This window comes from Nitratidesulfovibrio termitidis HI1 (genome assembly GCF_000504305.1).
Lineage (GTDB): Bacteria > Desulfobacterota > Desulfovibrionia > Desulfovibrionales > Desulfovibrionaceae > Cupidesulfovibrio > Cupidesulfovibrio termitidis.
Window position 1 is genome coordinate 1,716,821 of the sequence record NZ_KI632512.1, and the last position, 21,039, is coordinate 1,737,859.

Genomic DNA, 21,039 nt, shown 5'->3' on the forward strand with positions numbered 1-21,039 from the left:
AACGGGCTGCATGGGCTGCACAGGCCAACCGCGCCAACCGGGCCAACCCGACTGGTCGACGCGGTCGTGATCAGCTTCGGTCAAGGGCGAGGCGCAGGCCGAAGCCCACCATCAGCCCGCCCACACCGCCTTCCAGGGCCCGTTGCACGCCGGGGCGCAACAACGTGGCGCGCGCCCGATGCACGGAAACCGACAGGAACGAAAACCACAGCACGGCCACCACGGCCTGCATGCCGCCGAACAGGCAGGCCCGGACAAAAGCGCCGCCCAACGCCGCCGCCCCGGAGGCGGCAACGCCGTCAGCCATGCCCCCGGCAGCCACCACGTTGGGCAGCACGGCCAGATAGAACACCGCCACCTTGGGATTCAGGACGTTGCTCAGAAAACCTTCCACCCACGCCCGGCGCACCATGCCGTGCGCGTTTGCGCAAGACGCGCGGTACGCCCGCCAATGGGCCGGTCCGGACGGCGCGGCGCCGGACGTTCCGCAGGCATCCGGCGTGACCGGGCCGTCATGCGCAATTGGCGCAATTGGCGCAATCGGCGCAATCGGCGCATCGGGAATGCCCTTCCACGCGCCGTGCAGGGCGCGCACGCCCAGCCATACCAGATAGGCGGCCCCCACCAGGCGCACCACGTGGAAGGCCCCGGCGGAATGCACCAGCACGGCGGATACGCCAAGGCCGGAACACACCACGTGCACCAGCAGCCCCGACACGCAGCCCAGCGTGGTGGCAACGCCACCCCGCGCACCCACGCGGAGCGAGTTGCGCACCACCAGCATGGTGTCCGGTCCGGGGGTTACCACCAGCAACGCGGCCAGGCCCAGAAAGGCCAGAAATTCATGATTCACGGCAAACCCTCGCACCGCAAACACCAGACGCGCCACCAGACGCGCCACCAGACGCATCACCAGACGCGTTCGCGGATGGGCGCGACTCTACCCGTTACACCGCACGGGGGCAACAGGGGGCACTGCCCACCCCGAAGTGGGGCGCACCGTGAAGACAACCGGGGCATCCATTGCATGGAATGCCCCGGAAATTGCCTGCGAGATGCGCGGTGTCTTTGCCTTTCAGAAGCCACGCCGAATCGCGTCAGGCTGTGTCGGGCCGCAGGATTTTCGTTCTCCGGCAAGAAAGATGAGCCAAGGCGAAATCTGACGCTCTGCTCTCGATGGCCGTATCGCTGCTGCCCCATCCGTACGGCTCGCTGACGCGCCTACGGCTGGGGCAAGGCTCGCAAGCTCGCCTAACGGCCACGCTTCACGCCCTTCGGGTCAGCACGCCAAAGGGCGATAAGGACGCGGCCTGAGCGAACTTACAATATCTGGCTCAGGAACAGCCTGGTCCGGTCATGCTCCGGCGCGGTAAAGAACTTGTCCGGCGACCCCACTTCCAGAATGGAGCCCTGGTCCATGAACACCACGCGGTCCGCCACTTCACGGGCAAAGCCCATCTCGTGGGTCACCACCACCATGGTCATGCCTTCGCGGGCCAGATTCTTCATGACGTCCAGCACCTCGCCCACCATTTCCGGGTCCAGGGCGCTGGTGGGTTCGTCGAACAGCATGGCCTTGGGGTCCATGGCCAGCGCACGGGCAATGGCCACGCGCTGCTGCTGCCCGCCGGAAAGCTGGTCCGGGTACACGCCGTGCTTGTCGGCAATGCCCACCTTGCGCAAAAGCTCCATGCCCTTCTTCTCGGCCTCGGCCTTGCCGCGCTTGCGCACGGTGGTCTGGGCCAGGGTCAGGTTCTCCAGCACGGTCAGGTGCGGAAACAGGTTGAACGACTGGAACACCATGCCGACCTCGGCCCGCACCTCGTTGATCTCGCAGTCCGGGTCCAGGATGTCGCGCCCCTCGATGAGGATGGCCCCTTCATCGGCGTATTCCAGCCGGTTCAGGCAGCGCAGGAAGGTGCTCTTGCCCGAGCCGGAGGGGCCGATGATGACCACCACTTCGGCGGGGGCGACAGCAAGCGATACGCCGCACAGGGCGTGCAACTTGTCGGGGGTGTAGAAGAACTTGTGGACGTTGGTGGCGTTGATCATCGGATGGCCCTGCGTTCAAGGTACTGCACGAACAGCGAAAGGGTGAAGGTAAGCACAAGGTACAGCACCGCGCAGACGATCCACAGCTCGAACGGCTGGAGCGAGGTGGTGACCACCTCGCGCGTGGCCTTGGTCAGTTCGCGGATGGCGATGACCCCGAGCAGCGACGAATCCTTGATCAGGCTGATGAACTGCCCGGCCAGCGGCGGCATGATGCGCCGGAAGGCCTGGGGCAGGATGACCTTGCGCATGGCCTGGGCGTAGCTCATGCCCAGCGAGCGCGCGGCCTCCATCTGCCCACGGTGCACCGACTGGATGCCCGCGCGCACGATTTCGGCAACGTACGCCCCGGTGAACAGGGCCAGCGCCATGACGCCGTACCACAGGGGCGATATGCCCCCAAGGCCCACGTGTTCGAGCAGGGCGTTGATGAGCGTGCCCACCACGAAATACCACAGGAATATCTGCACCAGCAGCGGCGAGCCGCGAATGATCTCGATGTAGGCGATGGCGCCCCAGCGCAGCATGGGGTTGATGGAGATGCGGCACAGCCCCGTGACCACCCCGATGACGATGCCGCCGATGATGGCCAGCACGCTGACTTCAAGGGTTACCCACAGCCCTTCCAGAAGGATGCCGGGCCTGTTCATCTGGTAGCGGCCCAGCACGTCGCCCCGGTAGGCGAAGTCGCCGGAAGACACCAGCACCTTGCCCTCGCCGGGCAGCAGGTGGGTGTGTTCCTCGCCGGAGGCGTCGCGCACCACCACGCGCTGTTCGTTGCCCTGACGGTCGATGATGGTGACGTCGCCTTCGGCCTCGGAGCGCACGTCCGCCGCTTCGTTCACCCAGAAATACTGGGGCACGCGGTTCCAGCGCCAGATGTACTCCACCGACGAGGAAGCGACCCAGAAGAACGCCACCAGCGCCAGCATGGCCGCCACGAACATGCCTTTCCAGAACAGGAAGAAGCTCCTGCCCTTGGGCTTGTCCAGCCCTCTGTACTGCGTCATCGTGAATCCTTTTGCGCGTTGCCGCGTGCCCGGCACGGGTGCAAAACCCTGCGGACGGCGGAAGCGCCGGGGAGATGGCCGCGCCAGGGCGCGGCGAAAGCCGCATGGCTTTGCGCGGGGGCGGTTCGCTGCCCTTACCCGGTGACGGGAAGAAACGAAGAAACCGCGCCCGCGCGAAACCGTGAGGCCGCAGGCATGGCGGGGGGGGCGGATGCCCGCCCCTGCCGCAAACCATTCGACTATCAGACCTCTATTGCACCTGGGCGCGCCACTCGGTCGACTTCATCCACTTGCTGTAGATGCGGTCGTAGCGGCCATCGTTCTTGATCTGGCTCAGGAAGTTGTCCAGGAAGTTCAGGAAGTCGGGGTCACCCTTCTTGATGCCGAAGCCAAGCGGCTCGTAGGTGAAGGGCTTGTCCAGGTGCATGGCCTTGCCCTTGCCCTGTTCGGCCATGAACACCACGTTGAAGGGCATGTCGTACACCCAGGCGTCGGCCTTGCCGTTGATGACTTCCAGCGCGCCGTCGGCTTCCTTTTCGAAGGACTTGTACTTGGCCTTGGGCAGCATGCGCTTGGCGGCTTCCTCGCCGGTGGTGCCGAGACGCGAAACCACGGTGTATTCAGGCTTGTTCAGGTCTTCCCAGGTCTTGACCTTGCCTTCCAGCTTCTTGCTGACGATGACCGACTGGCCGACCACGATGTACGGGTTGGCGAAGTTGATGCGCAGGTTGCGTTCCTGGGTCACGGTCATGCCGCTGATGATGATGTCGAACTTGTCGCTGAGCAGGGCCGGGATCATGCCGTCGAAATCGGTGTTCACGGGCACGAACTTCACGCCCATGGCCTTGGCAAGTTCCTTGGCGAGGTCGATGTCGAAGCCGACGTAGTTGCCGTTCTTGTCGGTCATTTCAAAGGGCATGTAGCCCGCGTCGAAGCCGACGCGCAACTCGCCGCGCGCCACGATTTCGTTGAGGGTGGACTTTTTGGCCAGCTCGATGTCGGCGGCCATGGCGGGCGCGGCGACGAGCACGGCCAGCACCATGGCAGCCAGCAGCTTGAACAGTTTCATGCGTTCCTCCATCGGATATCGTTGAAAAACCACAACCGGCAACGCGATGCCGCGCCCCGACGCACGGCGGGCGTCGGCAATCCGCCCAAAACGCGCGGGGCGCGGCGCGGACCCCACGGGAGTCCGCATTGAAATTTCGTGGATGCCTGGTGCATCCTGTACGCACGGCAGGAGTTTCGTTCTCCGGCGAGGAAGATGCGCCAATTGCGGAGGGAGCGTGCGGCAGTCGTTATGCGAGCCTGCGAGCATTACGAATGGCGACCGCAGCGCGCTCTGTCGTACGTGACCGGAGCAAATGGCAAAATCTGACGACGCCGGGGACGAAAGTGCGCCGTGCGGACTAGTACTTCCCCTCCGTAAGCACTTCCTTGACAATCATCTCTACGCGGCACGTCTCGCAACGCGGCATGGGTTCTTCCGGCACCACGATGATGCGCGTGGTGCGGCACTTGGGACACATGACCTCGACGAAACCGCGCCTGTAACGGTCCTTCAACGGACCGTCCTTGTGTTGTCCGTCCTTGTGAAGTTTATCCCTGTTCACGGCAGCAACCTCCTTCCCGCCCCCGGACAATGCACGCCTGCCCGTGCCCCCGGAAGCGAACCCGGCATATTGGGCGAGCCCCCGCGAAAAATCAAGCCCGCAAGTGCGGCGCCTGCCCCCGCGACAGCCTTGCCGATTCGCATACGCCCCCGCACGGCCCCGCCCGCAGCGGTCATTCCAGCCCCAGCGCCTCTTCGGTGGCCCGCTTGCGCGCGCCGCGTTCCAGCAGGTGCACCACGGCGGTGGCTTCCGGCAGTCCGCTGCGCGACACCGCCGTGATCAGGTTGCGGATGCGCGCGTCCTCGTGCAGCCAGGCCCGGGCCACGCTTTCGGCATCGCGCTGGCGCGCCAGCGGGGCCAGCCAGCCCGCGCCTTCCGCATAGACGATGCGCGAGGCCGTGTGCGCGGCCACCAGGGCGTACTGATGGCGCAACGGAATGCGCCCGAATATCCGTTCGGGAAAGCCTTCCACCAGCACCGACGGCAGGTAGTCCAGCAGCACCTGGCGCAGGGCCGGGTCCGCCTCCACCGGTTCGCCGCGCGCCACCAGCGCCGCGTACAACGCATCGGCCACGGCGTTCATCTCCAGCGAGACGTCCACGGAAATCTCGTGCAGGGCCTTGCAGCCGTCGCAACGGCGTATCTCGGCCAGCAGCAGGCGCGCCTCGTCGCGGGCGCGCACCCGCAGGATGTCCAGCACCTCGGCCACGAAGCGGTCCTTGTGGGCGATGAACTCCTCGTCGGTCATGACCAGGCCGCCCAGCACCTCGTACGAGGAGCAGATGACCCCGGTCTTGTTGGCCGACGAGCCGTGCACCACCAGTACCCCCCGCTCGGCCAGGCGCTTGCGCGCCTCCGGCGCCACGAACAGGTTGGCCCCTTCGATGATGGCCCGCGCCGTGGGCACCCCGCCCCGGTCGAAGAAATCGTGCCAGTTGCGGGTATTGATGGCGTCGGGCCGCCCCCCCGCGGGGATGAAGATGTCCGCGTGGGCGGTGTTGTGCAGGGTGTTGCGGCGGCGCACCCCTTCCGGGGTGTCGGACGTGACCACCCACGCGCCCTCGCCGCGCAGCCGGGCGGGGTCGAAGGCGCTGATGCTGCGCTGCGCATCCACCAGGCGCAGCAGTTCGGCCTGGTCCAGTCCGTCCGGATCCCAGGCCCCGCCATGCCCGTCGCTGACGGCCACGATGCGCGCGTTGTCGCCGTAGGCCTCGAACATCAGGCGCATCAGGTTGCCCGCCACGTCGCCCTTGGGCCCGCCGGTGATCTTCGCCGTGAACGGCTGGGTAAAGGGATCGATGCCGAGGTGGCGCAGCATTTCCTCGGCAAAGACCATCACCCCTATGCTGGTGACGCCGTACTGCTTGTGGTTGATGCCCGCCCCGGCCTTGGAACTCATGAACGCCGAGGGCCAGCGGTAGCCGCGCTGGCGGGCGCGCTCCACCATCCAGGCGATATGCGCGGGCTGGATGTTCTCGTCCGGGCCGCAGTAGATGATTTCCTCGCGGCCCAGGTAGTCCACCACGCCGGGCAGGGCCGGGGTGTCCTGGCCGGGCAGCACCACGTCCAGCAGCGAGTTGATCACCGAGGCCACGGCCAGCCCCACGTCGCCCAGCGGTCCCAGCAGGATGACCGCCTTGGCGCCGCCCTCGGGGATGTCCTTGTTCTTGACCTGCTGGGCGTAGGCCAGCCGCCGCACCTCGTCGTACAGGCGGTTCGATTCCAGTTCGAACTGTTCCTGGGTGCGGGTGGGCACCACGCGCACGCCGCCACGCGCCATGTCGCGGTAGCGGATGTGAAAGCCCAGCCCCCCGGGGGTATGAAAGAAGAAGACGCCGAAGGGCAGTTCCTCGCCCTCCTGCCGGTAGGCGTCCGGCAGAAATTCCGGGTCCAGCCGGAAGGACAGGCCATAGATGGTGTCGAGAAAATAGTTGGTGCGCAGCACGTGGCGGAAGAAGCGCTGGATCATCAGCAGCACGGCCCGCTCGCGCTCGTCGGCCACCGCGTTCACGGCATCCGCCGCATCGGCCTCCAGCCTGCGCGCGGCCGCCTCGCGGTCGCCCAGGGTGGGGTCGAAGCGGGCTTCGAACCAGTCCACCAGCGCGGCGGTTTCGGCCCGGCGGGCCAGCACGATGCGCACCACGTTCTGGGTGCTGAAGGCCCACTGGTTGTCCTTGGCCAGAAACACGTGGGCAAAGCCGCAGGCCGCCTGCAACAGCATGATGCGCTTGATGGGCCAGGATTCCTCGTCGGCCAGGATTTCCAGTTCGTGCGGGGCGAACCACTTCACCAGGCGCAGCTTCTTGCGCAGGTCCTGCCACAGGGCGGAATCGTCCAGGATCAGGTCGCCCTTGTGCGACACGTAGAAGCTCATGATGGCCGTCTCGCCGGAGGCGTCGGCGAAGGTGTCCGCGTAGGAGCGGTGCACGGTGATGTCCAGGCGGCGCATGATCCGGGCGATCTGCAGCAGCAGGCCCGTGGCCGGGGGGTGGCGCATGGCCACCACGATGCGCGTTTCGCGCCGGGCGTCGCAGGGCTCCGCCGACAGCACGATACCGCCACCACTGACGCCTTCCGGAACAGTGGGTACGGGGGGCACGGGGGGTAAGGTCGGGGCCGAGCACTGTTCGATGAGCAGTCCGGTGTCGTCGCCGCCGCCTATCTCGCGCAGCAGCCGGAAATGGCGGGCCGCCCGCACCGGGTCGAACTTTTCCACGTATTCCGCGTTGGCGGTGGCCAGAAACGCGGCAAAGGGGGCCAGTTCCGTTTCCGGCAGTTCACCGCTGGCGCGCATGGCGTCCAGGGCGGCGCTGAACAGGTCGCCGCCACCGTCACCGGTGTGCAGGCTGCCCGCACGGGGTTGCGGGGCCAGCAGGAATTCGTTCAGCCCCAACTGCCCGTCGGCCGTGGTGTAAATGCGCGCGGTCTCGATGTGCTCACCCAGCAGTCCGGCCAGGATGCCGTGCAGGTCGCGCGAGGCGGAGGGGGATATGTAGGTGATCTTGCGGCCGTCCGGGCTGGCCAGGCGCACCGCGTGGTTGTCCGTGACCACCCGGCCGGAGATGATGGCCTGCAGGTGGTGCACCTGCTCCGTCACCGAATGGGTGCGCAGGTAATAGTCCGGCATGTTGGCAAAAAACCACGGCACCACCTGATCGGCAATGCCGCCGAGCCCACCCTTGACGAGCGTGAGCGCTTCTTCCACTCCTTTGGCATGGGACTCGGCCATGGGACATCCTCCGTGGCGGACAGTTTACCGTTCAGGATAGCGCAATGGCCCGCCGTGGCAACCGTTTTCTGGTCCAGGGAGTGGTTGCCGAAAGTACCACCACGGGCCGGAGGGCGCCCGCTTGCCAAGCCCGCCCCATGCGGCGACAATGCACACATCACATTCCCACGGGAGAGACCCATGAGCAAGAAAATCGCCCCCCCCGCGCGCGGCACCGCCGACGCCACCTATACCCGCAGCCAGGACCAGACCGGGCACCTGCGCACGCTGGGCGTGAAGGCCGAATATCCCCACGCCGGCCCCGGCCCGCACATTCTGGAAGCCTTCCCCAACAACTTCCCTGACCGGCCCTACATCGTGAGCATCGCCTTTCCGGAATTCACCTCGCTGTGCCCGGTGACCGGCCAGCCCGACTTCGCCACCATCGTCACCGAATACATCCCCGACCGGCTGTGCGTGGAGTCCAAAAGCTTCAAGCTGTACATGTTCGCCTACCGCAACCACCAGTCGTTCATGGAAACCATCACCAACACCGTGCTCGACCACATGACCGAGGCCCTGGACCCGTTGTGGTGCCGGGTGAAGGGACTGTTTACCCCGCGCGGCGGCACCCACCTGCACGTGTTCGCCGAGCGCTTCAAGCAGGTGGAGGAACCGCGCGCGGCCATGATCCGCGAGATGGTATCGGAATGGAAACGCGAGAGCGGGCGGCATACGGCGTAACGCCGCGCCAAAACTGAAGAAGCAGACACAGGGAAGGGAAAAAAAAGCGGGAGGGCACCATTAAGATGGTGTCGCCACGAGCAGCATTTTTGTTCTCTGCCAAGAAAGAATGCCCTTTTGCGACGGGAGTGTACTCTTCAGTACTCGACCGGAGCAAAAGGGCATTCTGACAGCTCTGCTTTCGATGCCCGTAGGACTCGCGCTACGCGCTCGCCCAACGGTCACGCTGCGCGCCCTTCGGGTCGGGCTCTGCTCTCGATGCCCGTAGGACTCGCGCTGCGCGCTCACCCAACGGGCACGCTGCGCGCCCTTCGGGTCGGTCAGGCAGAGGGCAAAAAGGCGCTCGTGGCAACACCATCAATCGCTGAGGCCCGGCAGCACCACCAGCACCTCGTAACGTTCTTCTTCGCGGTCAAACGTGGTCCGACCTATCAGCTTGAAACACTGGTGGGTGTAGATGATGTCGAAAACCCGCTCCAGGTCGCGACTATTCTCGATATCCACGCGGTACTCGCCTCCCACGCTCCATGGGCCCCACACCGAAGCCTCGCCGCGCAGGTACAGCGCGTTGATGTCGTAGTCACGCGTCCTGTTGTATTCGTCGAGCCTGGAGCGCCAGTTGTACCCCACGGTCAACTGTCCCCTGTTGGCGTCGATGAGGGACAGGCCGTGGTCGTGCTGGGTGACATCGCCGGTATAGGGCGACCATGCGGTAATGCTGTGCCAGGCCAGCCACGCCACCGGGAAGTATTGCACCTCGGCCCGGTAGTCGAGCACGGGACGGCGTTCGTAGGTATCGAGCTCGTCGTCACGGTTGGCCTCGCGGATGTCGTAGCCGCTTTGCAGCTTCACCCGCAGGAACTCCAGATAGTCGGTAGCCAGGTCCGGCTCCGCCACTCCCTCGTCGCTGGTCTTCATCCGTACGACTTCGCGCTTGCGCGTGAACACGTTGCTGATGGAGTAGACCAGCTCGTTGCGTGCGCCGATGCGGTCGTCACCGTCGTAGCGGGGGTTGTCGTTCTGATCCACCAGCGGAAGGTTGTTGTACTCCACGCGCGGCTGCACCGCATGGCGGATGCCGGTCCAGCGGCTTTGCCCTGCATTCTCGGCGGTCAGGGTAAGCGGCGCGCTTTCCACGTGATAGACGCGGGCGAACTCCGTGGAGGCCGCGACGTTGTAGTCCGGCAAGGTACGGGATTCACCCGAGGAATCACCGCCGTCGCCGGTCAGGCTCTCGCGGCGTTCGGTGTCGTACACGGTCTGGCGCAGGCCCACGGAGGAAGTCACCGAGCCGTACTTGCCGTTCACCGGCAGCACCAACTGCGGATGCACCTCGTGCCGCGCGCCCTGGGTGCCGTTGCGGCGGTGGAAGTACACCGACTGCGCAGAGGCCTGCATTTCCAGCGGCAGCCCTTCGAACAGGGTGCCCCGGTGCAGGTACACGTCGGCCTCGGGCAGGCGCTGGGGCAGCGAGTCCGACGAGTAGGGACGGTTGCCGTTGCCCAGATCCGGATCCTGGTCGTACCGACCGCCCAGGGCCACGGAAACGCGGTCCCAGTCGCGGGTCAGCATGACCTGGCTGGTGCGGTAGCGGTCACGCTCGTTGATGTCGCGGCCGAACAGTTCGAACAGGTTGTCGCGCGAATCGCTGAACCCGCCGAGCCCCCGCTTGAACTCACGCAGATAGTTCTGGTCGGACACGTAGTCCAGGTCGCCCTTGAGCCGCCAGCGGGGGTCGCCAAGGCGCTGTTCGAACATGCCGCGCAGCCAGTACCGTTCGTGATTGGTGCGGACCAGGCCGTCGCTGCCGTCGATGGGGTCGTCGCCGTCGTTGTCCACCACCTTGTTGTCGTACAACCAGTCGAAGCGCAGCCAGGTGGTCTGGTCCGTGGTGGGCCGGGAGCGGTATTCCACCCCGTGCATGAACCCGCGCTCGGACATGAAGTACTCGTTCAGGGTCACGTCGCTGGTGTCGTTCAGCACCCAGTAGTACGGCTGGTTGTAGTAGAAGCCGTCCCGCGAGCTGATGCCGTATTGCGGCATCAGGAAGCCCGACTGGCGGGTGCGCTTGGCGGGCATGACGAAATAGGGGGAATAGGCGACGTCGTTGTCCTTCACCTGGAAGTTCGAGCGCCACAGGCGGGCGTAGCCGTCGATCTCGACCACGGCCTCCTCGGCGGTCAGCGCCCAGGCCGGGGTATCGCCGTCGCACACGGTGATCTTGGCGTTGGTGAAGGTGTAAAGATCGCCCCAGTTCTTGTCGATGCGCTCGCCCGCGAAGTAGGCGTGGGGTTCGCCCATGAAGATGCGGCCGTTCTTCATCCAGCCGGTGCGGCTGCGCAAGTCGAATTCCGCTTCTTCGGCGGCTATGTCGTCCTTGCCGAAGTGCACCTCGACGTTGCCTTTCAGGTACACCCAGTTGGTGGTGGAGTAATAGCGGATGTAGTCGGCCTTCAGGTAGTCCTGGCCGCGCCGCAGGGCCACGCGGCCCTCGGCCTCCATGATCTTGCTGTCGTTCTGCGACGTGACGGTATCGGCCGTGAGGTTCCAGGTCACCTCGCGGTCGTCCTCGGTGCGCATCTGCAGCACGTTGGGCTGCGGCTGCTGGGCGTACGCTCCGCCCGCGAACAGGATGCCGGAAAGCAGCAGGAACACATATGCCGCGAACCCGGCGAACGGGCGGAATCTGCCGTCTGTCATGCGCTGTCCGGATCGTCCGGGCATGGGCCCGGTTTATGAAGTCACGTGAAATTCCGGCCCCCCGGCGCGCGGCATTTCGCATTGGCGCGGGCGGGGTGTCGAAGATGTTGAATGTCGCGGCGCGAGGGGGTACAACCGCTCCCTGCACAATACCGGGACCGCAGTCGTTTACCACAACTTTCCCGGCAGGAAAAGCCGCAGGTCGCCCCCCTGTCCCGACGCCGCCCCTTTCCCTGCCGGAACCGCCCCTCTCCGCCCTCCCAGACGGACCCGCCATGGAGCCCCGCATGACCATCGCCTACAACAAGATAGCCGTCCGCGTGCGCCTTGGGGCGCTGCGCCGCAATTTCGAAATGCTGCGCCGCATGGCCCCCGCCGCCATGCCGGTGATCAAGTCCGACGCATACGGCCACGGCCTGCTGCCCGTGGCGCGCACCCTGGAAGCCGCCGGGGCAGACGCCTTTGCCGCGGGCACCGTGGGGGAATGCGCCCAACTGCGCGACGGCGGCATTCCCGGCCGCATCGTGGCCCTGCTGGGCGCCACGGACGCCGCCGACGCCGAATGCTGCGTCGCCCGGTCCATCGTGCCCGCCGTGTATTCCGCCGACCAGCTGGAAATGCTGGCGGGGCGGGCAGCCCCAGGCCAGCAGGTGGACATCGCCCTCAAGTTCGACACCGGCATGGCCCGCCTGGGCTTCACCGAGGCCGACCTGCCCGCCCTGCTCGACCGGCTGCACGCCCGGCCCATGCTGCGCCCGGTGCTGGTCATGTCGCACCTGGCCGTGTCCGACGATCCTTCGCGCGCCGACTTCACCCGCGAGCAGGGAGAAACCTTTGCCCGCATCCTGTCCGGGGTGCGGGCCGACTGGCCCGCCGCGCAGGGCTCGCTGGCCAACTCCGCCGCGCTGCTGGCCCACAAGGAACTGCACTTCGACGTGCAGCGCCCCGGCATCGCCCTGTACGGGTCGAACCCCTTGCGCGGCACCGCGCAGGAGCGTTTTGGCGACGGGCTGCAACCGGCCATGGACGTGGCCGCGCCCATCCTTCAGGTGCACCCCCTGCCCGCCGGGCGCAGCATCAGCTATGGCCGCACCTTCACCGCCCCGCGCGACATGGCCGTGGCCATCGTGGCCACCGGCTACGCCGACGCGTACAGCCGGGGGCTTTCCGGCAAGGGCGCCATGACCGTGCATGGCCGCCGCGTACCCATCCTGGGTCGGGTATGCATGCAGATGACCGCCGTGGACGTGACCGACGTGCCCGGCGTGGCCGCCGGTGACGACGCCTACCTGATGGGCGGCCCCGGCGAGGCGCTGACGCCCGACGAACTGGCCGACCTGTGGGGCACCATATCCTATGAAGTGTTGTGCCTGCTGGGCATGAACCCGCGCACCCACCGGGAATAGAGCCGCAAGACCCTTGCAGCGGGGCCGGCACACATCGGCTGCGCCGCCGCGCACCACGCATACGTCCAGACCGCACACGCCCAGACTGCACCCGCCCGGCCTTGCCCGGCAACGCCAAATGGGCTGTTGACACCCGGGCGGCCTGCGACTATAGACCCTGTTTCTGCCTTGCTCGCCCCCACGTGTGGGGCGGGCCAAAGCCCACAAGGAGGAATCCCATGAGGAAGTTTGAAACGCTGCTGCTCCTTTCCCCGGAGCTGGCCGCGGATGCCCGCGAGGCGCTGCTTGGCACCCTCACCGGCGTCGTAGAGCGTGAACAGGGCAAGATGGTCACCGCCGACCACTGGGGCATGCGCGACCTCGCCTACCCCGTGCAGAAGCACATGCGCGGCTACTACGTGCGCCTCGAATACCTCGCCCCCGGCGAAGCCGTGGCCGAAGTGGAACGCAACATCCGCATCTCCGACGGCATCTTCAAGTTCGTTACCGTCAAGCTGGCCGACGCGGTCGAGGAGGTTGCATAACATGGCCTTCAAGAAGAAGTTCACCCCGCGCCGCAAGTTCTGCCGCTTCTGCGCCGACAAGGACCTGCCCCTCGATTACAAGCGCGCCGACATCCTGCGCGACTTCATCACCGAGCGCGGCAAGATCATCGCGCGCCGCATCACCGGCACCTGCGCCCATCACCAGCGTCTGCTCACCCGTGAAATCAAGCGCGCCCGCCAGATGGCCCTCTTGTTCTACACCGCGGGCCACTCCAGCGACGTCAAGAAAAAGAGCCAGATCTAGGAGGATGGGATGAAGCTGATCCTTCGTGCAGACGTTGAAAACCTGGGCCGCCTCGGCGACGTCGTCACCGTGAAGCCCGGTTTCGGCCGCAACTTCCTGCTGCCGCAGGGCCTGGCCATGCTGGCCTCCGATGCCAACCTGAAGGCGTTCGAACTGGAACGCAAGAAGCTTCAGGCCAAGATGGATGCCCTGCGCACCGCAGCCTCCGACCTGTCCGCCAAGATCGCCGCCGCCGACTTGGTGATCCCCGTGCGCGTGGGTGAAAACGACAAGCTCTACGGTTCCGTCACCACCGCCATCATCGGCGATGCGCTGGCCGAGAAGGGCGTGGACATCGACCGTCGCCGCATTCTGCTCGACGCCGCCATCCGCACCCTGGGCACGCACGAAGTGCGCGTCCGCCTGCACGCCGACGTGGTGGCCACCCTGAACGTCAAGGTTGTTGCCGAAGACAAGGTGAGCGATGCCGCAGAACCCGTCGTGGACGCCGAGCCGGAAACCCCGGCCGAATAGCCACTCCGATTCCGACGCCGCCTCCGCCTATCAGGGCGGGGGCGGCGCTCCCGATCCGACGGAACGCGCTTCCGCCGATCTGTTGCGCCGAGTCCCCCCGCACAGCACCGAAGCCGAACAGGCCGTGCTCGGGGGGATTCTGCTTCGCAACTCCGTGCTGCATTCCGTGGTCGACACGCTGCGCCCGGAAGACTTCTACCTGCCCGCCCACCAGCAAATCTACGACGCGTGCCTGGAACTGTACCGGCGCAACGCCCCCATCGACCTCGTGACCATGGCGGAATACCTGCAATCGCAGAGCCGCCTGGAAGGGGTGGGCGGGGCCGTGTACCTGGCGGAACTGGCCCAGTCCACCATCAGCGCCGCCAACGCGGAGCACTATTCCACCATCGTGCGCGACAAGTCGTTGTTGCGCTCGCTGATCGGCGCAGGCTCCGAGATCATCAGCAACTGCTACGACGCCTCGCGCGAGGTGCAGAAGCTGCTGGATGAATCTGAGCAGGCGGTGTTCGCCATTTCCGAACGGGTCAGCGGCAAGATGTTCCGCAGCGCCAAGGAACTGGTGAACAAGGTCTTCGAAGACCTGGTAAAGCGCTGCGACCGCAAGGAAGTGGTCACCGGCGTCACCACCGGCTTCGTGCAACTGGACCAGATGACCTCGGGCCTGCAACCGTCTGACCTGATCATCGTGGCCGCGCGCCCCTCCATGGGCAAGACCGCCTTTGCCCTGAACATGTGCCTGCGCGCCGCCGTGAACCAGAACGTGCCGGTGGCGATATACTCCCTGGAAATGTCCATGGAGCAGTTGGTCATGCGCATGCTTTGCTCGCTGGGCAAGGTGGACCTGTCCAAGGTGCGCAAGGGCTTTCTGGACGACGAGGACTGGCAGCGCCTGTACCACGCCGCCGACGTGCTGTCGCAGGCGCCCATCTACATCGACGACACCCCCGCCATCACCACCCTGGAACTGCGCGCCCGCACCCGCCGCCTGCGCGCCGAGCGCGGCGTGGGCCTGGTCATGGTGGACTACCTGCAGCTGATGCGCTCCGCCCGCCGGGTGGATTCGCGCGAACTGGAAATTTCGGAAATCTCGCGTTCTCTGAAGGCCCTGGCCAAGGAACTGACCATCCCGGTCATTGCCCTGTCGCAGCTGAACCGCAAGGTGGAAGAGCGCACCAACAAGCGCCCCATGCTTTCGGACTTGCGCGAATCTGGCGCCATCGAGCAGGACGCGGACGTGATCATGTTCATCTACCGCGACGATGCCTACAACAAGCGCGACGACAACCCGCGCAAGGGCATCGCGGAAATCATCATCGGCAAGCAGCGCAACGGCCCCGTGGGCGTCGCCGAGCTTGCCTACCTGGCCTCGCACACCGCGTTCGAGGATTTGACGTTCGTCCCGCCGCCGCCCTCAGAGGGGTACGGGGATTGATTGATGGGGGCTGCCGCAAGGTGGCCCCTTTTGTTTGGGGCGCCAAGGCGGGGGAATAGGGTGCTGGCCGGGTGGGGATGGGTAGTGCACGGTTGTAGCCGGCTTCTACGAAGGCAGTCGTGCCCTGTTGAACCCCCTCGATTTCGTTATGCCTCCGGCGGGCAAGGGGCCATGGAACGATGGCCCCTTGCATCCCCGCGTTCCAGGGGGGCTTCGCCTCCCCTGGACCCCCAACGTCTCATGCGCGGCGTCCCTTCGGCGTCAGCTTCCCCTCGGCGCTAGGCGCCTCGGGGCGATCTGCCGCCGGTGCCGCCAATGCGCGCAATACTCCCGCTAACATGGCCAAGCGAGGGTGCTTTTACCTCCGACCCCGTTGCGACGCATATGCCGCCGTCAAAGCCCGGCGGCATACGCTTCTACGCGCGAAAGTTGGTCCATGAACAATCGAGTTACCTTATGGTCGTCCAGCCAGTTCCATAAAAATGCACATCCTTCACCTGAGCGCAAGAAACCGTTACGCGGCGATACGCAGCCGCAGCCGGAGATCGTCGCCGAGGCTTTGCGAGGCGGAAGCTCCGACGTCGCGGATGCGCGCCGCAGAACCCGTGAAGAAAAATACTCCCCCGCTTCGCCGTGCCAACGGGAGCCTCGCGCACATTCGCATTCCCGTTGCCAGATCGCCCGGAGGCGCCTTGCGCCGGAGGGAAGCTGACGACGGAAGGAACGCGGTGCATGAAGCGTTGGGGGTCCAGGACTTCAGCCGTTAGGCGAGCGCGAAGCGCGAGTCTTACGGATGAAGATAGCAGAGCTGTGGCGGAGCCCCCCTGGAGCGCGGGGGTGCAGGGGGGCCTCGCTAAAGGCCCCCCTGCCCGCCGGAGGCATAACGAAATCGAGCGTGTTCAACAGGGCGCAACCGTCTTCGTAGAAGCCGGGTGCAACAGAGCACAACCGCTCCCTCTTCTCTTCTCACGCGTACGCGCCCATCCCCCCCACTACTGCAACCCCAGATTAACCCTGCTCCCCCCGCCTTTGGCGCCATCCCCGCCATCCGCACCGGCAACAGGCGCAACCTTGGCACCGGACAGGAACACCCGTTCGCCCAGCGCGGGCTCCAGTTCCAGCAGCTTGTCCCGCACCGCCTTGGCCCGCGCGACCGCCAGTTCCTTCAGCGACTCGGGCGTCACTTCGTAATGTTCCTTCAGCGCGGCCTCCATCACGTCAACAGGCTGCGACTTCGTGAAACCGACAACGTTACGCGGCTTCTCGAAGGGCGCATCCTTGTACACCTCGTCCAGCAGGTCCTCGTACTCGTCCTTGTCGATGGTCACGTCGTCCACGTTCACCCGCGCCCGCTCTGCTCGCGACAGCGAGGCGTGCTTGGCCTCGCGCAGTGCGCGCAGCAGCGCCTGTTCCTTCAGGCCGCGCGTGTCGCCATCCGGTTCGGCCGTACCCTGCACTTCCAGCTTCAGGCGCGGGCGCTGCCGCAGCACCTCGACCACCGCGCGCAGGTCCTTGTCCGCCGCCTCGTTCAACGTTGCCACGCCCGGCGCGAACTCGATGTAGCGCATGTCCCTGCCGCTGCTGCCCAGGCTGAGCACGCTGCCCACCAGGGCAAAGGGCGACGTGACCACCTTGACCATCAGGTTCAGCACGGCCTGCATGACCACCCCGCCCAGACGGAATTCCGGGTCGTCCATCCGTCCCTTCACGGGCAGGCGCAGGTCCACGTTGCCGCTCATGTCCTGCAACAGGGCCAGCCCCAGCTTGACGGGGTAATTGGGGGCATCTGGCCGGTTGTCCTTGCTGCCCAGTTCTATCTGGCTGAGGGTGAAATGGTTGTCGGCATCCAGCACCCAGTTTTCCGCCTTTACGGCCACATCGGCAGAAAAGCGCCCGTGCTCCACGGGGTAGGCGATGTACTGCACCGCGTAGGGCGACAGGGGCACCAGATCCAGTCCGGACATGGTGAAACGCATGTCCGCGAACACGGGATGGATGAGCGGATTCACCGTGCCGCCCACCAGCACCGGCACCCCTTCGATGCCAGCCCGTAGCTGCACCTCGGCCCGCGAGGCCGGGTCCAGCGAAACGCCGGAAATGCGCCCCTCGATGTCGGACATTTCCGCAACATAGGCCGGGGACATGCGCTCATCGCGGAAGCGCAGCGCACCGCCGGAAATGGACAGGCTGCCCACGTCCAGCGTGGTGAACGGCCCGGCATTGGGACGGGCCGCAACCGCCGCGCCGTCACTCTGGGCAGAAGGTGCGGGTGGCGGCGATGCCGAATCCGTGACAGGCCCCGACGCGGCCTTGGCAGGCTGCGCAGCGTCACCCGCCGGGGCCCTGGCGTCCTTGTCCGCTACCGCCGAAGGCTTCGCATCCTCCGTGGCTGCCACCGGGGGCTTCGCGTCCTTCACTGCCGCCGGGGGCTTCGCGTCATTCGCTGCCACCGGGGGCTTCGCCCCCAGGGCCCGCCCGATGCTGGTGGAGCCGTCCTTGAACACCACCACCGAAAGCTTCGGCCTTTCCAGCCCCACCTCCTGCACGCGCAGGGAAAGATCGCCCGAAGCCTGCTGGCCAAAGCGCAACCCGCGCACCGCAAACCGCCGCAGAGAGGCAAGCTCCTGCTTGCCCCCGGCCAGCTTCAGCGACAGGTTGTCCAGACGGGCCGCGCCCTCCACGCTTACCTCAAGAGCCGGTTCCGCCGCCTGTCCGGCGGACGCGGACGTGCGGCGAGCCCTGCCCGTCGGAGCCGCCGGCGCAGGCTGCTCGCGCAGGGCCACCTTGAGTTCTGACGACACCTCGCCACTGCCGAACAACAGATCGCTCACTTCGCCCAGGTACGGGTCCAGCGGGCGCAGGTTCACCTTGGCCAACTTGCTGTCCACGGTCAGGTGCAGCGGCTGCGCCGTACCCTTGGCCTTGATGCCGATGGCGCCCTGCTTCTGCCAGCGCGCGGAAAAATCCACGTCCAGCGGTGCGCCGCGCTGCGGCGACAGCGGGCCGGTGACCAGGCGCATCCCTTCCAGGGTGAGCGCACCCGGTTCTTTGGGCTGTCGGTCCTCGAAGGTCACGCGGCCCTCGTCCATGCGCAGCGAGGCCACGGATACCTGCCACTCCGACCCTTCCGGCGCGGGGGCAGGTTTTTGTGCGGCGACACGTGAGGCTTCGCGCGCTGCCGGGCGTTCCTGCCCCCTGCTCACTGTGGATCGGGCCGATCGGGCCGATCGGGCGGACGCGGGCTGTGCCTTGCCGGACTCTGCCGGGGACGCCCCCCCCGCCAGCGCGGCAAGGTCGATGATGCCGTCCTTGCCGCGCACCACCCGGACGTCCGGCTTCGTCAGCGTCACCGGCCCCACGGCCACGGTGCGCGCCGCAAGGTCCACACTGGTGTCGGACACTTCCAGCTTGCCCAGACTCACGGAAGGCTGCTTCTGCCCGGTCGGCGCCCCGGCCAGGGACAGAATGAGTCCGGACACCTGCGCCGCGCCCTTGCGCAGCACAAGGCCGGGGGCATCGGGCGCGGCCAGGGAAAGATCGATCTCGCCCTGCACGCCCGTGGACCCTGCGTCCAGCGACAGGGGCAGGGCCTGGGCCACGTAGCCGCGCACCGGCACCAGGGGCAGGTCGCGCGCATCCAGCCGCAGGGTCACGCCCAGCGGTTCCAGGGTCACGTTGCCCTCCGCCTTCAGCGTACCCGTCCCCGGTTTGGCCGGGGCACCGGGCTTGGGGGCATCGCCCGTCGCACCGCCGCCGTCCATGCGCAGCGACACGGTGAACGCGCCACCGCCCTTGGGACTCTGCATGCCGCCGGGCGTGGCGAAATCGGTCAGGGTGGCATCAAGGCCGCTCAGACGCACCACCGCGCCGCCGGGCACCGAGGCGTCCTTCCAGACCACAGTCGCGTCGCGCAGCCCCAGGGTACGCACGTTGACCACGAAGGGCGGCTCGTCCGACGCCACGTTTCTGGCAGATGCCTTGGCGGGTACGTCGCTTGCCCCGATTCCGCCAGTTCCATTGGTGCCGTCAGTCCCGTTCGCTCCAAGAGGAGCGCTGGCGGCCATTGATCCATTCCGCGCCACGTCGGACTTTCCAGCCTGGTCCTGTTGCGCCCGTTCCGCCGGAAACGGTTGCGTCCGGGCCTGCTCCTGCCGCTTCCCCCCAGCCGGGGCCACGAAGCCCAGCCAGTCGATGGAGCCGTCGGCCAGCCGCCCCGCCCGCGCCAGCAACCCGTCCAGGTCCACCCGGCGCACGTCCACGTGCCGGTCCAGCAATGAAAATTGCTCCACCTCCACCACGCCGGAGGTCAGGCCCAGCACCGTGTCCTTGCCGTCGGGCGCATTCACGCGCAGGTCGTTCAGGGTCACGGAACCCGCTAGGCCAAACTCCACGTCGTGCGCGGCAGGCTGCTCCACCACCAGCTTCAGGTTCACACCCAGCCGCCCCGACTCCAGGCGCAGCGGCGTGAACGCGGCCAGGTATTCGCGGTACCGGGTCAGGTCCACCTCGTCGGTGACCACGTCGAACTCGGTGCGCAGGTGCTCGGCAAAAGGCAACAGCCGCCCCTGCACGGACAGCGCCTTGCCGTCCACCGTGGCGTTGAGGCTGGGGGTGATGGCCCGCTCGCGGTCGCGTTCCATGGTGGAGGTGAACGGCACCACGAACTGCAATTCCGTGATGGTGTGGATGGTCTTGAGCGGCGCGTCGTGGAAGATCACCGTGCCGTTGACCACCTCGAAGTCACTGGCGGCAAAGGGGAACAGCGGCTTGTCCGTCTCGTCGGCATGGTCCTTTTTTCCCTCTTCGCCTTCTCCGTCCGGGGGGATGAATTCCGAGAAGGAATAGCGTCCGTCGCCGAAATGGGCCACGTACACCACCGGGTTCACCAGCCGCACGTAGGCCAGCACCGGGGCAAGGCGCAGCGCCGCGGAAAGGCCGGGCGAGAATTCCAGCGCGTCGAAGGTCAGCATGTCGCCGTCGCCGGTGGGGTTGGGCACGCGCACGCCCTGGATGGACAACGCCCACGTGTACGGATTGAAGCGCACCTTCTCCACGGTGCAGCGCACCCGCAGCTTGTCGGACAGCTGGTTTTCCAGCACGCCGCGCAGCAGTGGCGGCATGGCCAGACCGGCCAGCACGCCCCATGCCACTACGATGCCGACGATGGTGTATGTCCAGCGACGCACCCGCCGCAAGGCCCACCATGCTTTTCCACGTGATGCAACGGTCGCTGGCGACCACTTCGACGCACTCTTTTCCGGCTTCGCGCTCATACCCGCTCCATGCTCCCGGATTGATGATTCTGCCAACACCATAGAGCAGTTGCGCCTTCATGAGAAGAGGTGTGCGCCACAACGCGGGGCAACCCTACCTCCCCCTCCCCTCTACTCCTTGCCAGCCCCCATGTGGACCATGTGGAGTTGCCACGACGCCGTATGGCGCAACAGGCATACCGCAGACCATGCGGACCAGGCGGACCAGGCGGGTCAGGCGGGTCAGCGAATCAGGCGAATCAGGCAGGCCGGGTGGTTGCGGACGCAAAAAAACGCCACCGGAAGCCCCTCTTCCG

The 21,039-nt window shown here is 66.4% G+C and carries 14 protein-coding genes; 6 read left to right on the top strand and 8 right to left on the bottom strand.

The window, feature by feature from the left end; all coding sequences use genetic code 11:
* Window positions 1-70: 70 nt before the first annotated feature.
* The 6 genes from DESTE_RS07045 to DESTE_RS07065 all read right to left on the bottom strand — a co-directional run bounded on the left by DESTE_RS07045 (window position 71) and on the right by DESTE_RS07065 (window position 7,904).
* Window positions 71-853: a LysE family translocator gene (locus DESTE_RS07045; protein WP_035069918.1), complete on the bottom strand. Its 783-nt coding sequence runs from the start codon at window positions 851-853 to the stop codon at window positions 71-73.
* A 467-nt stretch (window positions 854-1,320) separates the two neighbouring features.
* On the bottom strand, window positions 1,321-2,052 hold the full coding sequence (locus DESTE_RS07050; protein WP_035066409.1) for an amino acid ABC transporter ATP-binding protein: 732 nt from the start codon (window positions 2,050-2,052) through the stop codon (window positions 1,321-1,323).
* Window positions 2,049-3,062 (bottom strand): amino acid ABC transporter permease, encoded by a 1,014-nt coding sequence (locus DESTE_RS07055; RefSeq protein WP_035066412.1) that lies wholly within the window; start codon window positions 3,060-3,062, stop codon window positions 2,049-2,051. Before DESTE_RS07055 ends, DESTE_RS07050 begins: the two co-directional genes overlap by 4 nt.
* 250 nt (window positions 3,063-3,312) lie before the next feature.
* A complete protein-coding gene (locus DESTE_RS07060) occupies window positions 3,313-4,131 on the bottom strand; it encodes a transporter substrate-binding domain-containing protein (protein WP_035069919.1) in 819 nt (272 codons plus the stop codon).
* Between the two features lie 340 nt (window positions 4,132-4,471).
* Entirely contained in the window at window positions 4,472-4,675 is a 204-nt protein-coding gene (locus tag DESTE_RS18200) for a hypothetical protein (protein WP_198015398.1), read from the bottom strand.
* Window positions 4,676-4,847: 172 nt separating this feature from the next.
* A complete protein-coding gene (locus DESTE_RS07065; RefSeq protein ID WP_035066414.1) occupies window positions 4,848-7,904 on the bottom strand; it encodes an NAD-glutamate dehydrogenase domain-containing protein in 3,057 nt (1,018 codons plus the stop codon).
* 180 nt (window positions 7,905-8,084) lie between these two features.
* On the opposite strand from DESTE_RS07065, the gene queF reads away from it, so the two are divergent.
* Window positions 8,085-8,627, top strand: a complete 543-nt coding sequence (gene queF / locus DESTE_RS07070) for a preQ(1) synthase (protein WP_051384359.1) — start codon at window positions 8,085-8,087, stop codon at window positions 8,625-8,627.
* A 357-nt stretch (window positions 8,628-8,984) separates the two neighbouring features.
* Here the strand turns inward: queF and DESTE_RS07075 are convergent, their stop codons facing one another.
* Window positions 8,985-11,327 carry an LPS-assembly protein LptD gene (locus tag DESTE_RS07075; RefSeq protein WP_035066416.1) on the bottom strand — a complete coding sequence of 781 codons (2,343 nt, stop codon included), beginning with the start codon at window positions 11,325-11,327 and terminating at the stop codon, window positions 8,985-8,987.
* Window positions 11,328-11,614: 287 nt separating this feature from the next.
* On the opposite strand from DESTE_RS07075, the gene alr reads away from it, so the two are divergent.
* From alr to dnaB, 5 genes are all read left to right on the top strand, one after another.
* A complete protein-coding gene (alr, locus tag DESTE_RS07080) occupies window positions 11,615-12,733 on the top strand; it encodes an alanine racemase (RefSeq protein ID WP_035066418.1) in 1,119 nt (372 codons plus the stop codon).
* Between the two features lie 218 nt (window positions 12,734-12,951).
* Window positions 12,952-13,257, top strand: coding sequence for a 30S ribosomal protein S6 (gene rpsF / locus DESTE_RS07085; protein ID WP_035066420.1), 306 nt, complete (start codon window positions 12,952-12,954; stop codon window positions 13,255-13,257).
* 1 nt (window position 13,258) lies between these two features.
* Window positions 13,259-13,522: a 30S ribosomal protein S18 gene (rpsR, locus tag DESTE_RS07090; protein ID WP_007523772.1), complete on the top strand. Its 264-nt coding sequence runs from the start codon at window positions 13,259-13,261 to the stop codon at window positions 13,520-13,522.
* A 9-nt stretch (window positions 13,523-13,531) separates the two neighbouring features.
* Entirely contained in the window at window positions 13,532-14,035 is a 504-nt protein-coding gene (rplI, locus tag DESTE_RS07095; RefSeq protein ID WP_035066422.1) for a 50S ribosomal protein L9, read from the top strand.
* A complete protein-coding gene (dnaB, locus tag DESTE_RS07100; protein WP_156925288.1) occupies window positions 13,986-15,470 on the top strand; it encodes a replicative DNA helicase in 1,485 nt (494 codons plus the stop codon). Before rplI ends, dnaB begins: the two co-directional genes overlap by 50 nt.
* 992 nt (window positions 15,471-16,462) lie before the next feature.
* Here dnaB and DESTE_RS07105 read toward each other — a convergent pair.
* A complete protein-coding gene (locus DESTE_RS07105) occupies window positions 16,463-20,743 on the bottom strand; it encodes a DUF748 domain-containing protein (RefSeq protein ID WP_035066426.1) in 4,281 nt (1,426 codons plus the stop codon).
* Between the last annotated feature and the right edge of the window lie 296 nt (window positions 20,744-21,039).

Excerpts from the sequence above, each read along its gene's own strand:
- DESTE_RS07050 (WP_035066409.1), bottom strand. The coding sequence starts at position 2,052 with ATGATCAACGCCACCAACGTCCACAAGTTCTTCTACACCCCCGACAAG.
- DESTE_RS07055 (WP_035066412.1), bottom strand. The coding sequence starts at position 3,062 with ATGACGCAGTACAGAGGGCTGGACAAGCCCAAGGGCAGGAGCTTCTTC.
- DESTE_RS07060 (WP_035069919.1), bottom strand. The coding sequence starts at position 4,131 with ATGAAACTGTTCAAGCTGCTGGCTGCCATGGTGCTGGCCGTGCTCGTC.
- DESTE_RS07065 (WP_035066414.1), bottom strand. The coding sequence starts at position 7,904 with ATGGCCGAGTCCCATGCCAAAGGAGTGGAAGAAGCGCTCACGCTCGTC.
- queF (WP_051384359.1), top strand. The coding sequence starts at position 8,085 with ATGAGCAAGAAAATCGCCCCCCCCGCGCGCGGCACCGCCGACGCCACC.
- DESTE_RS07075 (WP_035066416.1), bottom strand. The coding sequence starts at position 11,327 with ATGACAGACGGCAGATTCCGCCCGTTCGCCGGGTTCGCGGCATATGTG.
- alr (WP_035066418.1), top strand. The coding sequence starts at position 11,615 with ATGACCATCGCCTACAACAAGATAGCCGTCCGCGTGCGCCTTGGGGCG.
- rpsF (WP_035066420.1), top strand. The coding sequence starts at position 12,952 with ATGAGGAAGTTTGAAACGCTGCTGCTCCTTTCCCCGGAGCTGGCCGCG.
- rpsR (WP_007523772.1), top strand. The coding sequence starts at position 13,259 with ATGGCCTTCAAGAAGAAGTTCACCCCGCGCCGCAAGTTCTGCCGCTTC.
- rplI (WP_035066422.1), top strand. The coding sequence starts at position 13,532 with ATGAAGCTGATCCTTCGTGCAGACGTTGAAAACCTGGGCCGCCTCGGC.
- dnaB (WP_156925288.1), top strand. The coding sequence starts at position 13,986 with ATGCCGCAGAACCCGTCGTGGACGCCGAGCCGGAAACCCCGGCCGAAT.
- DESTE_RS07105 (WP_035066426.1), bottom strand. The coding sequence starts at position 20,743 with ATGAGCGCGAAGCCGGAAAAGAGTGCGTCGAAGTGGTCGCCAGCGACC.